The following is a 14,202-nucleotide window of genomic DNA, read 5'->3' on the forward strand; positions in this document are numbered from 1 at the left end:
TTATTAAACTTAAGACTGATGTGTTCGAATCATTAACACTCTGTAATGTTCATTTCTCGTCTCCTTGTATTAATTATATTAACGCAAATCCCCCTAGTAGTCAATCATTTTGTGTTAAATTAATGAACAAATTTCGTGTATTAAGTTTGTGCATGTTTTATATTTTTCTATTTTTGTCACGTAGAGTTCATTTGTTGAACATTATGCAATTATAAAGGTTCCCATTTCCGTTCATTTGGTTATAAACTTGTGTTCATAGAAAATCTTTTGTGTGTTCATCATTTGAATTCTAATCTGATTAGTTCTATTATACGGCAGAAAGAAAATATGGGCAATGAATAACAAAAATTAAAATAATCCATACCGCACAAAAGGCAATGAACCATTTCTGGTTCATTGCCTTTTATTTTACCTACACTGTAATTGCAAATAATAACAATAAAATTTATCCTCCTTCTCTTCAAAAGAAGCCATAGTGTTCCACCTCAATTTGACCTCTACAACCGTAACCCTTTAATATCCTTAATCCGTGATAAGATTGTATTGCAGCTGCAGCTGATAATGCCGGGCAGTGTATCAATGACGTTGTGCAGGAAGTGTTCCATTTCATCACTTGATGAAGCAACTGCATGTACATGCAATTTATCTCTTCCTGTGACACGATAAATCTGTGTGACTGTATCATCTTTGTATAAAATATCCGTCACCTGTGACAAATGATCTGGTTTTATTTCAATTTCAAAATAACAGGATACAGCCCCACTGATTTTTTGAGGATTTATTATTGTTGTATATTCTTCAATTATCCCTTTTTTCTCCATAGCCTGAATCCGGGCTTTTACTGCCACTCTGGAAATGCCAGTTTCTTCACCGATATCCGAGTAGGAGATACGTGCATTTTCTATAAGTAACTGGATAATCTTCTGATCCAGTTCATCTAAATTATCCAGGTACATAAGTGCCCTCCTGTAAAATAATATACGCCAGCTTTATTCGATTTCCCAACCAGCTTTACGGCACAATCTCAAGCCAGTAGCCATCTGGATCTACGATGAAATAGATTCCCATTGCTTCATTTTCGAAGCAAATGCAGCCCATCTCTTTGTGCTTCTTGTGCGCCGCCTCGTAATCCTCCGCCTGGAATGCCAGGTGGAATTCGCATTCACCCAGATTATATGGCTGTGGATGATCCTTAAGCCAGGTAAGCTCCAGCTCAAAATCACTTACATCATTGCTCAGATACACGATGATAAAATCATCTGTAGTCTTTCTTCTTACCTCGTGCAGATCAAGGGCCTCATTGTAAAATTTAATAGATCGGTCCAGGTCTGACACATTGTAGTTTTCGTGAATCATCTTAAATTTCATACTTCTTCTCCTTTTGTACATTCTGTGTTTTTAATGCGTGACTTATATTGCGGATATTCAGTAATGAACCGCTTAATTACACTGGCATCATTCCAGTAATGCATTGGAAAAATGACATTGCAATCTACATTTTTAAGGAAATACAGGATCCCGTCAGCATAGTGATCTCCCTGCCTCGGATCTAAGGGAACAAATGCAGCATCAAAATGCATACCCTTAATTTTCCTGATCTCTGCACGATATGCAGAAGTAAGTCTCTGGTTGCCAGCTTTCAGCTCACCATCCCAGTACCAGTCGTTTAAATCGCCGGCATGATAAATGGTGCCTTCCTTTGTTCTGACAATGAATGCGACACCACTATCGTTAGACAGCAAGGTATCAACTTCAGTACCATTATCCAGATTATAAGTCTGATCATGATAAACATATGTGATCTTCAGATCCGATAAATGATTCCTTTTTCGTATATCATTCGCCAGGACTGCCTGATAAGTCATCCCCATATCATCAAGAATCCCAAAGATTTGTGGGTTAAAATGATCCTCGTGGAAATGACTGCAAAAAACGATTACTTCTTTTTCCTTGTCAAGGTGCGGCAATTCACCCTTGTAATAATCAAAAATATAGTAGCAGTCTCTGGTCTCAATTAAAAATCCACTGTGATTAATGTAAGTAATTTTCATGATACCTCCTTCATTTCCCGCGTTCTCTTTCAGCTATTTCTGAAGCAGCACGTCCAATGAAAAACATTTTTCTATAGCATGTTTAAAAAAAACTTTCTGCAAAATACAGCCAGATACTATAGACTTGATGATCTCCTGAGCGCCACATAGGATATTAAAAAGTTCGCAAACCAACCTGCTGGTACAGCAAGCCAGACGAATTCAATACCAAAACGCGGTGCAAAAATCAAGGCAACAGACAGGCGAATCGCCAGGTTTACCATGTTTGCAATAAGGAACGGACGCATGATTCCGAGACCACGAAGGACTCCATCGGTTGCCATTTTGATTCCCATAAAAATGAAGAAATAACCAAGCCATCTCATATAATCCCCGGATACCTGATAGGCCAGGGCGGTTCCGTCTTTACCAAGAAACAGCGAGGAAATTTGCGTATGTAGCGTTTCAATGACGATGAAGGCAATGGCTGCAAAGCACACATCCAATACCAATGCAGCCTGGTAGCCTTTTTTGATACGCTGGGGTTTGTTTGCGCCGAGATTCTGTGAAACATATGGCGAAACTGCATTGCCGATGGATACAAAAATCAGGGAAAAAACATTCTCCACCCGCATCGTCGCCGCATATCCCGCAAGCGCCTGTGTGCCGAAAGGATTTACAACTGCCTGCACGATCATCATACCAATAGACACTGTAGACTGCTGGAGAACTGATGGAACCGCAATCTGAAGCATGGAATGCAGCTCCCGCCAGTCAAATCGTTGAAAAGAGCTCTTATATCGTCGCATCCGATATAAGAAAATCAGAAGCGAAAACACGGCGGAAATGCCTTGTGCAATCAAGGTTGCAAGCGCCGCACCGAACACGCCGAGATCAAGACCAGCCACCATCCAAAGATCCATAAAAATATTTAAGACTGACGAGAATATCAGGAGTCCCAGTGGAATTTTTGATTCGCCTATGGAAGTAAACATCGTTGAAAGAATGTTGTACATAAACAAAAACGGAAAACCCACGAAATAGACCCGCAAATACAGCACTGCGTCATCCATTATATCTGCAGGGGTTTGTAACGCGCTCATCATCCAATGGGAAAAGCTAAAGCCAAAAATACCAAGGATTATGCTTAGGATCAAAAAGCTAAGCAAAGACGTTGACACGATGGTTTTCATTTTTCCATACTCCCTGGCACCGAAATAGCGGCTCACAAGCACACCGGCACCCACACCGGCACCCAGTGCCACACAAATGAAAACATTGGTCAGCGCTGCACATGCACCGACAGCTGCAAGTGCGGAGGAGCCCACAAACTGACCGACGATAATGGAATCAGCCATATTGTATATTTGCTGAAAAAAGCTGCCGAGAATCATCGGCATTGCAAAGACCGTCAGCGCTTTAAGAGGCGCATCTGTGATTAAATACTCATCTTTTGACATTATCATATGCCTCCACAGGTTTCATAATTTCATTTATTCTTCCCTTCATAGGAATTTATTCATGTATTCGAAATGTAAGTTTTAAGTTACGTTCCGAAACAATTATATGTGGTTGCAACTAATAAGTCAAGTCGCCGTTTACTCTTAGTTACGGTTCACCCCGTGACCAGTAACACACTTCGCGATGCACAGAAATCATGCATTCGCATGATTTCGCGCTGAGATTCTCGGGTTTTCTGTGAACTTTGTTCACAAAAAACACCTCGCGGAACGTTACCAATGAACAGTAACACTGATCTTTCACCTTATATGCTTTGCTATCACCGGTAAAAGTACATTCATATCAATTGGTTTTGCCACATGATCATTCATTCCCATTGATATTGCCTTCTGCCTGTCCTCTGCGAAGGCGTTAGCCGTCATTGCAATAATGGGGATGGAGGCTTTCTTCTCATCTTTCATTCTGCGTATCCTGGCTGCAGCATCATATCCATCCATCACCGGCATCTGAATGTCCATAAGAATCATATCATAATATCCGGAATCTGCTTTCTCCAGCTTATCCAGACACTCTGCTCCATCTTCCGCACGGTCTGTAATGATCTTTTGTTCCGCAAGCAGTTCTATCGCAATCTCTGCATTCAGATCATTATCCTCTGCAAGAAGAATACGTTTTCCTTCCAGCTTTTCTAATATATCTGGCTGTTCAGATATCTGATCCCTATATACATCCGATTCTGATGCCATATCAAAAGAAATATCTACCGTGAATTTTGTCCCGACACCTTGCGTGCTCTCTACTTGGATGCTTCCTCCCATCAGCTCAATCATGGATTTCACAATAGGAAGGCCCAGTCCTGTACCCGCGACCTTGTTCTCTGTGGTTGTATGCTCTCTGGAAAATTCTTCAAAGATATGTGGAAGATATTCCTCGCTCATGCCAATGCCTGTATCTTCACAGTTAAAAATAAACCGGGCTTTCCGGGGATCCTCTGAATCTTTCTCATATATCTTTACATGGACCGCATGCCCATCGGACGTGTACTTTATTGCATTGCTGATAATATTCAGCATTATCTCCTGAAGTTTCACTCTGTCACAAAAGATAAACGTATGATATACATCCAAATCTGCCGAATACTGCAGGTTCTTCTTCCTTATATCTTCCTCAAATACTGTGTTTACCGTATGAAATACTGTGTTTATATCCTCAGCTTTCATCTGCAGCGCTGTAGTACCGCTTTCAATACGGGCTATCTCCAGGATCTGGTTAATGATCGTCATCAGCAGATTTCCGGAAGAACAGATTTTTCCCAGATATTCCTTTGCTTTTTCCTCGTTCTGAAGATTCTTTTCCAGTAATCCGGAAAAACCTATGATCGCATTCATCGGCGTCCGTATATCATGACTCATATTAAACAGAAATCGCGTTTTTGCTTCGTTTGCACTTTTCGCCAGCTCCGCTGCATTCTTAAGATCAGCTGCATATTGTTTTTCTCTGTGCTTTTTGCTGGATATCTGATAATAAATTGTAGCGACCAATAATGAAAATATATAAGAAGCGGCAATAGCGAGGAGCCAGTATGAAACCGGGATCCACCCATTCGAAGGCACAATATCAAAATACCATGTGTTATTCGGGATCTCGCATTCTATCGTCAGGCTGTCTTCCGGCATATCGTCCTGACTCTGGGCAAAAATAACCTTATCTCCACTGCTTCTGTCATAAGACCAGATTTTATAACTGAAATCCGCCTCACTTAAGGATTGCAGATTTATGTCACTCATAAAACGATCCCAGTCAATCACCTGGAGTACAAATCCCCAGAAACTACTCTCTCCGGAATCATCGATTCGATAAACCGGTTTAAAAAGTAATGCTCCGGTTCCTCCCTGCTTTAACTGATAGGGGCCGCCAAGTGTATACTCCCCGGTTTCCTTAGCCAGAGCTGCATCCTTTTTCCGTTCATGTTCCCCCAGTACATCCAGTCCAAGAGCCTCTGAATTTCCTTGCATAGGATAGATTTCGGTTATGATTCCTTCCGGTGCCAGCTCAAATGCCTTTACCACACCATCCTCATTTGGGATCTTTTCTGCCAGTTCTGAAAAAGTGTTTTCATCCATATCCGATCCATCAATGATATAGTTTCCAAGAAGATCAGAAATCGTTATATAATTGTCCAGCTTTGCCTTGACTCTCCTTATCGTACTTTGTGCCATATAGATTCCCGATGCTTTTTTTTCTTTTTCCTGATATCTGAGCATCTGACTACACGCAAAAAACGCGATCAAGAAAGAGAGGAGGCCGACAATATAGCAGTATTTCTTAATAGGTTTAGCAGCTGTATTATTTATTTTCATTGAATTTTCCTCATTATGTTTTCTTCCAACTGTTTTTCAGCGGGCTGTGCAATAAAATCGAATGGTATCTATCTCTTTCTCATCCGATGCCTGATTAATGTCTGATATCAGAGACAGAATCTGATTCAGAAGTTCCAGCTTTTTATTAAATTGTCTGTAATTAATCTCATGTTCTTCATTCTTATTATCATTTGCCTTAAACTTTTCCATAAAATCTCCCAACACTTATATAGAAAATATTCCCCCATTAATGCCTGAAAACAAAAGGAGAACAGCCGATACATATGTTCGAACTGTTCTCCTACATTACTGTTCACTGGTAATGTTCTTTGTACTCATACCGTCCCGTATCTATATGACCTCTCACTTATTCATTAGAATAAGTATATTTTTAAATAAAATTTGAAAATACTTTCGTTTCTGCAAAAGTCATTTTCGCCTATACCACTTTCATAATATCACAGACAGTTACGTTTGTCACATAAAAGTTTAAATAACTGTGATGCGTTTCTTTGCATATCCTTTTTCGGCAGTTGCCGTTATACCTGTCGCTTTCAGCACATCATTATATTTTTTTAGAAACTCATAATCTGCTCTTCGTCAAATCTTTTAAGAATTTCGCATGCCAACTTAACCGCATTATCAAAATCAGCATAAGCTGAAATTCCGTAATGTGTGTGCGCATAGCGAACCGGAACACCAATAACGATGACCGGAACTGCTTTTTCAGTCAGATGTATAACTGCACCATTGGTTGAACCAGCACTGCGAACTGCATCCTGAACCGGAATGCCAAGCTTTTCTGCCAGATCAAGCGCATATCTCTGATAACGCGGATTGGTGATCATGCGTGAATCAATGTGACGAAGCATCGGGCCACGCTTAATAGCCGTCTGAACCATATACTGCTCAACGCACGTATCATCTGCCGGGCAGCCTTCAAAAACAATTGCGATATCCGGCTTAATTACCTGTGCTGTCACAGTGGCACCACGTACACCAACTTCTTCCTGTGCTGCACAAGCGCCAACAATATCCACATTCAAATCCTGACCAGCCAGAGTATGCATGGTCTTAAGAATTGCCGCACATCCCAGACGACAGTCAAAGCTCTTGCCCACCATCAGATCTGTGGTTTCTGAATATGTAAATGTCACATCTGGCACTACCGGTTCACCGATACGAATGCCGAACTTTTCAACCGCCTCTTCTTTAGAAACAGCGCCAACATCTACCGTGATATCTTTCATATCCAGAGGTGCTTTACGCTCCTGCTCTGTCATGAAATGCGGAGGCTTACTGGCAGTAATACCTGGAATATATTCTCCGAATCGGTTACGAACCAGGACTTTATGAGCGGGAATATTGTGGTTCACCCAACCTCCGATCTGAATGATGCGGAGAGTTCCGTTCGGGCAGATAGCCTGCACCATAAAGCCAACCTCATCACTATGTGCATCAAGCTGAACAACCGGACGTTTGCCGTTATTTTCTTTACGGCGGATATATAGGTTGCGCATGCGATCTTCTGTAATTTCTCCGAGTCCTTCTGCATAAGGACGAATTGCAGCAACCACTTCATCTTCGAAGCCTGATGTACCGTTTGCATTTGAAATTGCTGCAATCATTTCCAACGTTGTTTTTTTATCCATTCTGACACCTCTTTATGAAAGTTTTACTTTCTTGAACTCAACATCTACTTATTTTTCTGACAATACAGAATTTTCGAGCCGTGCTTGATAAAACAAGTATAGTCTAGGCCAATATGATTGTCAACAATTCCAACTCGATGTGATAAATTGCTTTAAGTCAGCGAGATAGTGCCACTTTATCAGTCGGCCATTCCTGATCCAGAACCGTGCACAACTCCGATGCATTTAACATATGTTCATCATCGGTACGTTCCAGCAGGATTTCCATCAGATATAACTTACGGAGCTTCTGATCAAAAGAAGCCATGATGGTCACCTCCACTTTCTGTCTCAACTTTTTCTAGTGAAACATTCTATATTCTTTGTATCTGTTTTTACATTTACCACTCTTCACATTTAATATCACTTATCTGCTCGATTGGAATAACCGTTTGATCCGTCATAATGATGGTATGCTCGTATTCGTCTATCTTTTTTACAATACCAGAGCACGTGACATAGGAGCCGCCGGCTTTTTTTGCATCGGGAACAAAATAGGTTATCGATACATTCTGTTCTATACCGATATTATTTCTGATTATGTTGATTTTTTCATTCAGCTGAGCAATCGCTTCCTCGCTCAGTTCCAATCTTTCATCGGTTAATCTTGCTGTTTCCTTTATCGCAGCATCATGCCCGGTCAGGGCTGCAAAAGGAGCAAACTGCGCAGCCCGATCCCGAAGTGGCATTTGCGGATGATTCTTAGAGACCGGATGGGGTAAATTGATGATATCGTCATAAGAATTATTTTTCATCCTCTTTCAACTCCTTTACGCCTTGTGACCGCCAATCTGTTCGTTTCTGTCCCTGGCGGTTGCACCTTCCTGAAGATTCATCCCCTTCAGCACAGCGTTTTTTCCAAATTTCTTTTTAATACTGAGCATTGCTTCCTGCATACGTTTTTCGCGATCCAGCGCGGCTTCTTCCTCTTCCTTCTTTTTCCTTTGCGCCTCATAATCTGTAAAAAGATCCATCTGCTCATACACTTCTTCTTTCTTTACAGAACTCTCATCCACAAGCCTGTTCGCCGTGATATTGATTCTTCTGACAAGCAGGTTTCTGTCAACAATCCTGTCATATAACTCTATTACTGCATCCATTATCTGTTTTGTTGAGGAAGTCTGCCGTTTCAGATTGATCGTTCCATGTGCATGTTTCGGAATTCTTCTTCCATAACGGTCGATCGTAACCTCTCCATGATACTGCTTTTTCCTGTCGGCATTGTTCAGATTCTCAATATCATAGCCAACCGTCAACACAATCTGATCCGTTACAAGCTTCTTATCCACCAAATCCAAAACCATCTGGTCCGTCATCTCTTTGACGACTAATTTTGCTTTTTCAAAGTCATAAGGACAATGAAGTACCTGCCCGGAACAAACACTGTTCGTTTCCGGCTTATAATCCTTGACCATTTCCATGGTACAGGGCTCATATCCCCAGGCATGATCGATCAGCAGCTCTGCATTAACGCCAAACAGCTTATATAACAGATCTTCGTTGTATAATTCATTCTCTTTTCCGATGGAACATCTTGCAATATCGCCCATCGTATAAAGTCCATATTCTTCCAGCTTCTTTGCATATCCCTTTCCGACTCTCCAGAAATCAGTAAGAGGTCTGTGGCTCCAGAGTTTCCTTCGGTATGACATTTCATCCAGTTCCGCAATTCGTACGCCATCTTTATCTGCTTTAATATGCTTCGCCACGATATCCATCGCAATCTTGGACAAATACATATTTGTTCCGATTCCTGCAGTTGCAGTTATGCCTGTTGTTTTCAGTACATCCTGTATCATGGTCATTGCAAGTTCTATTGCTGTCATATTATAGGTATGCAGATAATTCGTTACATCCATAAATACTTCGTCAATCGAATACGGGAAAATATCTTCCGGCGCAATATATTTCAGATAAATGCTGTAAATTCTGGTGCTGTATTCCAGATAGAGAGCCATCCGAGGAGGGGCGACAATATAATCAATCTCCAGTGCCGGATTGATATCTAATTCTGTGCTGTCATCAGAGACTCCGATAAAAGTTCTGTTCGGCGCTTTCCACCTGCGGGCGCTATTGGCTTCTTTTACTTTTTGAACAACCTCAAATAAACGAGCTCTTCCTGGTATCCCATAACACTTTAATGCTGGAGATACCGCAAGACAGATGGTTTTTTCTGTTCTGCTTTTATCCGCAACCACAAGATTGGTCGTCAAAGGATCCCTATTTCGTTCTTTACATTCCACAGACGCATAGAATGACTTAAGATCGATTGCAATATAGGTTCTTTTCTTTTCCATCATTCTACACCTCCGAATTCTCCTGTGTTCTGTTTCTAATTCTTATTTATCTTGACCAAAAATCTACCGGCACTACCTCAAATCTATATTTCTGTTTTGCATTCGGCTACAAGCTTCTGCCTACCTGCAAGTTCTGTCAGTTCTGTGGCATATCGGACGACATACTTTCCAGATTCATATTTTACAATTTGTTTTACCATTTACTTTCTCCCTGTAGCTTTCATTCTACTTTTTCCAATTTATTATTTACATCGAAACAAACTTTGTCTCCTTCATTGATATTACGCTCATAGAGCTCGGCGTCCTCCGCTTTTATTGTCACTTCTTTTCCTGAAGAATCCACAAGAGTCACTATTGCCATGACTGGTGCATCATCCGGCCGTTCTTCACAACCAAAATTCAGGTCTTCATCGATTCGTTTTACTGTGTACATCATAGTTCAATTCCTCTGAAGTAATATTAAGAATCAGTTTTCTACATACCTTCTCCGATAATATTCCATCGTACGATACTCTTCGTATGAAGTTACTTTCGGAAAATCCTTCCAGTTTGTTCCTCGGTCAAAGAACTTTTTCCAGCTTTCCACTACCTCAGCATCTGTAACAGCCAGCCGTACATCTCCCTCGTTATAGAAACCGTACAGAATCGGCATCTTATACACTTTCTGCATATCCGTTGTTTCAATCAACTGCAGAAACTCTCTTCCTAAGGTCTGAACATTGACAACCGAATAACTGCCAGGTATTGAATTTTCAAGGTGCATAGCTAAAATCTATGTGCGAAGTTTGAGTTATTGACTTTTCGCAGTCTATCGAAAGACAGACGGACAATCTAATTTTCCTTTTACTATACACCTTTTGATAGATTTTTCACGCAAGATCAACTCAAGTATAACATAGATATAACCTCTGTAGTACATCTTTCCTGTAAAACAAACTTATCATTCTGTACAATCACCTGTCCCTGTAAAAATATTTGTTCTTTTCCTATTTTATCCCTCGATTTTAATTACTATTTCTAATTCCTGCGATCCATTATCTCTAATGCCACAGCATCTGCATTCATCTTTTTCGGATCATTAACACTAAATCCTCTACACATGTAAGAATCCACAATAATGCGGTACTAACTCGAACAGCTTTTAATATCTTTCGGTTCTTCTCTTTTTCCGGGATCTGCATCACTGTTATCATTAGCATAAGTGCCTGTATCTTATTTGCATGTACCGCTTGTCTTCGCTCCATAAGCTCCATTTTCATTTCTATATTTGACTTCATTAGTTGAACCCTCCTCTTAATCTTCCATAAACTCGAAATATTCCTGTCTTTTCAGAAATAGAAAAAGTGATGACCACATTGATCACCACCTTAACCATCTGTATTTTCTAATGTTTGCTCACGCAAAACTCCACTTTAACTTTCACTCAACCTTTTCTTTAGCTCAATGATATTCTCCTCAATCCGCTGTATCACAGCCTTGAAATCATCATCTGATTTTCCCGTTGGATCATCAAGTCCCCAGTTATCATCAAACGCCCTTCCAATAAAAGGACATCCCACATTGCATCCCATTGATATTGCAATATCAATATCTGGGATTTATTTTATCCTGTTTTTTCAGGTCTTCTACGATTTCATTGTAACGTTTTTTGTTCAGACGATAGAAAAACAGTACAATTGCTGTCACTATCCATAAAACTCCCGGAATTGTAGTAAAGGAATGTCTCATAATACTGAGAACAGCCGGATTCTGTACCTGATTTGCCACATATCCATATTTTCCAAGAAGTGCTGCAAGAAGCGCTGTTCCTATTGCCATGCCAATTTTATTTCCCAGTGACACAAATGCATATTGAAAACCATCATTCCTTAAGCCCGTTTTCCACTCTCCGTATTCTACGCAATCGGGAATGATCGCATAGATTGCAGTGTTAAATCCAGAAAAAAAGAATTGTGTAATTCCTGCAAGTGTATAGAACGCTGCCGATGTTTCTTTTACATTGAAGAAGAACATACAGAGCATGGAAATTCCGGTAAAAAGGGCAAAAATAGATGCAGTTCTTCCTTTATTATTCAATTTTCGGAATACAGGCTGGAAACATGCAGCACCGATAATGGATGGAATGATAATGCACATGGAATATGTAGTATAGTAGGATGCATTTCCCTCTACATAAGTGAAATAGTATAAAACATCTGCATTTCTTCCATAAAGTGTAAATCCGAATAACACCTGTCCGATTAATGCCAGAATATATGGGCGGTTCTGCATCACTGCTCTTAACTGCACTTTTATGGATATTTTGTCTTTTTCCGGCATAATCACCTGCTCTTTTGTTTTTGCGAAACAGAAGAAATGACAGGCTGCAAAAATACATCCGTATATGATTGCTACCAGTAGGTATCCGGTTTTAGCACTTTGACTGCCAAGTTTTCCAATCAGTGGAACTGTAATGATATTGATAATTCCAATTGCAACCATTGCAGATACTGAACGTGATGTATTAATCTTTGCACGTTCATCGATATCCTGTGTCATTGCTCCACAAAGGGTGCCATACGGGATATTTACACAAGTATATCCAAGTACCAACAGACAGTATGTAATTACCATATAGATAACCTTTGATCTGTCCGACCAGTCCGGATGTGCCCAGAATGTCATAATCAGAAGCACGGCCGTGATCGGAGCTGCAATGAGAAGCCATGGACGATAACGTCCCCATTTTGTTTTGGTTTTATCTGTCAGTCCACCCACGATCGGATCATTGATCGCATCCCAAAATCTCGAAAACAGCATCAGGGCAGAGACTGCTGCCATACTGATTCCGAATACGTCTGTGTAAAAAATCATGAGAAAATTACTGACGAACATCCAGCTGAAATTACATCCTACATCGCCAAATCCATATGCGATTTTACTGATCAACGGAACTTTTACATTTTCGTTTTTACTCTCCATAATTCCTCCTGCCTGCTGCCATCCTCCGTCTTTCCGTTTACTCATGTCTTCTTTACAGCAGTCTTTTTTATTATATCTTTGTCTTACATAAGGCTTATGATCAGCAGGGTATTTTATTTTTCCTGCACATTGATAATCACTTTCATTGTAGTTTCACGGTTATCGTCAATGTACTGGTATGCTTTCAGATAATCTTTAAATGCAAATGTCTTAGAGATCAGCGGTCTTAAATGCACTTTTCCTTCATTCACCAGTCTGATTCCGTCTACATAATCATCATGTCTGTACATCATTGTGCTCTTGATATCAAGCTCATGATCATTTGCAACTGCCAGATCGATCTCAGCCATTCCTGCAAAAACTGCAACCAGCACAATCACGCTTCCTTTTCTTGCATATTTGATCGCCTGTCCCATTGTAATGTTATTTCCTGCACAATCATAGATAACATCTGCCTTATCCGGTCCAAAGGCTTCTACCATTGCTTCCCCGAAATTTTTATTTCTTGTGTTGACACACACGTCAATTCCACACTCTTTTGCTTTTTCCAGACGAAGATCACTGACATCTGTGATCATAACTTTAGCTGCTCCCATCCCTTTTGCAGACTGCGCTACCAGATTTCCAATCGGACCGGCTCCTATCACCACAATATTCATTCCTGTTACATCGCCCATCTGTTTAACACCATGAACAGCCACTGCCAGAGGCTCGATCATTGCGCCCTCTTCATAAGACATATCTTCCGGTATCGGTGTTACTTTTGATGCATCAACTGCAAAATACTCGGATGCAGTTCCTGTTGTCTGGAATCCCATTACTTTCAGTTCTTCGCAGAGATTGTATTTTCCGTGACGGCATGGATAACAATGTCCACAATATACCTGTGGCTCAATTGTTACTTTCTGTCCCACATGAAATTCTGTTACTGCATCACCTGTTTTTACCACTTCTCCTGATACTTCATGTCCCTGGGTTACCGGATATTTTGTAAAAGGATGTTTTCCGTGATATACATGGATATCAGAACCACAGATACCAATATTCATAATCTTAACCAAAACCTGGTTGTCTTTAATCTCTGGTACGGGAACCTCTCTGAAAATAATTTCTCCTGGATTTGTCATAACCTGCTGTAACATAATATTTTCCTCCTTGTTTGTTGAATGTACTTTGAACCTCTAGTTATTTGTTATATTTTATTAAATGTTTTATTAAAGTAATTACATTATTATTCAAATCTCTAACTTTGTCAATAAACATTTAAAAATATTTCTCATTTCTACCAGTTGCACAAAGTAAAGATTTTGTTTTTATGCAGATTTTACTATAGCAATCCTTCTGATTGTCTTCGGAATTCCCTCAACAAAAACACCCTGATCACAACGTTTCATTGTTGTAA

Annotated in this window: 15 protein-coding genes and 1 pseudogene; all 16 read right to left on the reverse strand. The window is 40.2% G+C overall.

The features are described 5' to 3' along the window. Window positions 1-497: 497 nt before the first annotated feature. Entirely contained in the window at window positions 498-956 is a 459-nt protein-coding gene (locus AB5170_RS15165) for an Lrp/AsnC family transcriptional regulator (protein WP_173717985.1), read from the reverse strand. Window positions 957-1,011: 55 nt separating this feature from the next. Beyond that, a complete protein-coding gene (locus AB5170_RS15170; protein WP_148463109.1) occupies window positions 1,012-1,368 on the reverse strand; it encodes a VOC family protein in 357 nt (118 codons plus the stop codon). Continuing rightward, on the reverse strand, window positions 1,365-2,051 hold the full coding sequence (locus AB5170_RS15175; RefSeq protein ID WP_195982854.1) for an MBL fold metallo-hydrolase: 687 nt from the start codon (window positions 2,049-2,051) through the stop codon (window positions 1,365-1,367). Before AB5170_RS15175 ends, AB5170_RS15170 begins: the two co-directional genes overlap by 4 nt. Before the next feature lie 116 nt (window positions 2,052-2,167). Then, the gene (locus AB5170_RS15180) at window positions 2,168-3,490 is read right to left on the reverse strand and encodes an MATE family efflux transporter (RefSeq protein WP_195379359.1); all 1,323 of its coding nucleotides are present in this window, start codon (window positions 3,488-3,490) and stop codon (window positions 2,168-2,170) included. Window positions 3,491-3,790: 300 nt separating this feature from the next. Next, window positions 3,791-5,851 carry an ATP-binding protein gene (locus tag AB5170_RS15185; RefSeq protein WP_195379360.1) on the reverse strand — a complete coding sequence of 687 codons (2,061 nt, stop codon included), beginning with the start codon at window positions 5,849-5,851 and terminating at the stop codon, window positions 3,791-3,793. A 36-nt stretch (window positions 5,852-5,887) separates the two neighbouring features. Further along, window positions 5,888-6,061 carry a hypothetical protein gene (locus AB5170_RS15190; RefSeq protein WP_173770183.1) on the reverse strand — a complete coding sequence of 58 codons (174 nt, stop codon included), beginning with the start codon at window positions 6,059-6,061 and terminating at the stop codon, window positions 5,888-5,890. 365 nt (window positions 6,062-6,426) lie between these two features. Further along, the gene (locus AB5170_RS15195) at window positions 6,427-7,503 is read right to left on the reverse strand and encodes a M42 family metallopeptidase (RefSeq protein WP_195379361.1); all 1,077 of its coding nucleotides are present in this window, start codon (window positions 7,501-7,503) and stop codon (window positions 6,427-6,429) included. A gap of 157 nt (window positions 7,504-7,660) precedes the next feature. Further along, on the reverse strand, window positions 7,661-7,810 hold the full coding sequence (locus AB5170_RS15200; protein WP_368361740.1) for a hypothetical protein: 150 nt from the start codon (window positions 7,808-7,810) through the stop codon (window positions 7,661-7,663). A 73-nt stretch (window positions 7,811-7,883) separates the two neighbouring features. Then, the gene (locus tag AB5170_RS15205; RefSeq protein ID WP_368361739.1) at window positions 7,884-8,297 is read right to left on the reverse strand and encodes a hypothetical protein; all 414 of its coding nucleotides are present in this window, start codon (window positions 8,295-8,297) and stop codon (window positions 7,884-7,886) included. A 15-nt stretch (window positions 8,298-8,312) separates the two neighbouring features. Beyond that, a complete protein-coding gene (locus AB5170_RS15210; protein WP_173770203.1) occupies window positions 8,313-9,839 on the reverse strand; it encodes a DNA methylase in 1,527 nt (508 codons plus the stop codon). Window positions 9,840-10,059: 220 nt separating this feature from the next. Next, window positions 10,060-10,275 carry a hypothetical protein gene (locus AB5170_RS15215; RefSeq protein ID WP_368361738.1) on the reverse strand — a complete coding sequence of 72 codons (216 nt, stop codon included), beginning with the start codon at window positions 10,273-10,275 and terminating at the stop codon, window positions 10,060-10,062. A 30-nt stretch (window positions 10,276-10,305) separates the two neighbouring features. Beyond that, on the reverse strand, window positions 10,306-10,527 hold the full coding sequence (locus AB5170_RS15220) for a hypothetical protein (RefSeq protein WP_173719331.1): 222 nt from the start codon (window positions 10,525-10,527) through the stop codon (window positions 10,306-10,308). 373 nt (window positions 10,528-10,900) lie between these two features. Then, entirely contained in the window at window positions 10,901-11,116 is a 216-nt protein-coding gene (locus AB5170_RS15225; protein WP_173719332.1) for a hypothetical protein, read from the reverse strand. A gap of 135 nt (window positions 11,117-11,251) precedes the next feature. Next, window positions 11,252-11,437 (reverse strand): annotated as a pseudogene (locus AB5170_RS15230) (arsenate reductase ArsC); the annotation flags it as partial. Beyond that, a complete protein-coding gene (locus AB5170_RS15235; protein ID WP_173719333.1) occupies window positions 11,424-12,800 on the reverse strand; it encodes an MFS transporter in 1,377 nt (458 codons plus the stop codon). The pseudogene AB5170_RS15230 and the gene AB5170_RS15235, both read right to left, overlap by 14 nt. Window positions 12,801-12,913: 113 nt before the next feature. Next, window positions 12,914-13,942 carry a zinc-binding dehydrogenase gene (locus AB5170_RS15240; protein ID WP_008706353.1) on the reverse strand — a complete coding sequence of 343 codons (1,029 nt, stop codon included), beginning with the start codon at window positions 13,940-13,942 and terminating at the stop codon, window positions 12,914-12,916. Between the last annotated feature and the right edge of the window lie 260 nt (window positions 13,943-14,202).

It is taken from the genome of Ruminococcus sp. RTP21484sp1_RTP21281st1_A8_RTP21281_210402, from assembly GCF_040914025.1.
Classification (GTDB): domain Bacteria; phylum Bacillota; class Clostridia; order Lachnospirales; family Lachnospiraceae; genus Blautia_A; species Blautia_A faecis.

Bases quoted from the DNA above. Each gene is read 5' to 3' on its own strand.
- AB5170_RS15165 (WP_173717985.1), bottom strand. From the start codon at position 956: ATGTACCTGGATAATTTAGATGAACTGGATCAGAAGATTATCCAGTTA.
- AB5170_RS15170 (WP_148463109.1), bottom strand. From the start codon at position 1,368: ATGAAATTTAAGATGATTCACGAAAACTACAATGTGTCAGACCTGGAC.
- AB5170_RS15175 (WP_195982854.1), bottom strand. From the start codon at position 2,051: ATGAAAATTACTTACATTAATCACAGTGGATTTTTAATTGAGACCAGA.
- AB5170_RS15180 (WP_195379359.1), bottom strand. From the start codon at position 3,490: ATGTCAAAAGATGAGTATTTAATCACAGATGCGCCTCTTAAAGCGCTG.
- AB5170_RS15185 (WP_195379360.1), bottom strand. From the start codon at position 5,851: ATGAAAATAAATAATACAGCTGCTAAACCTATTAAGAAATACTGCTAT.
- AB5170_RS15190 (WP_173770183.1), bottom strand. From the start codon at position 6,061: ATGGAAAAGTTTAAGGCAAATGATAATAAGAATGAAGAACATGAGATT.
- AB5170_RS15195 (WP_195379361.1), bottom strand. From the start codon at position 7,503: ATGGATAAAAAAACAACGTTGGAAATGATTGCAGCAATTTCAAATGCA.
- AB5170_RS15200 (WP_368361740.1), bottom strand. From the start codon at position 7,810: ATGGCTTCTTTTGATCAGAAGCTCCGTAAGTTATATCTGATGGAAATC.
- AB5170_RS15205 (WP_368361739.1), bottom strand. From the start codon at position 8,297: ATGAAAAATAATTCTTATGACGATATCATCAATTTACCCCATCCGGTC.
- AB5170_RS15210 (WP_173770203.1), bottom strand. From the start codon at position 9,839: ATGGAAAAGAAAAGAACCTATATTGCAATCGATCTTAAGTCATTCTAT.
- AB5170_RS15215 (WP_368361738.1), bottom strand. From the start codon at position 10,275: ATGATGTACACAGTAAAACGAATCGATGAAGACCTGAATTTTGGTTGT.
- AB5170_RS15225 (WP_173719332.1), bottom strand. From the start codon at position 11,116: ATGAAGTCAAATATAGAAATGAAAATGGAGCTTATGGAGCGAAGACAA.
- AB5170_RS15235 (WP_173719333.1), bottom strand. From the start codon at position 12,800: ATGGAGAGTAAAAACGAAAATGTAAAAGTTCCGTTGATCAGTAAAATC.
- AB5170_RS15240 (WP_008706353.1), bottom strand. From the start codon at position 13,942: ATGTTACAGCAGGTTATGACAAATCCAGGAGAAATTATTTTCAGAGAG.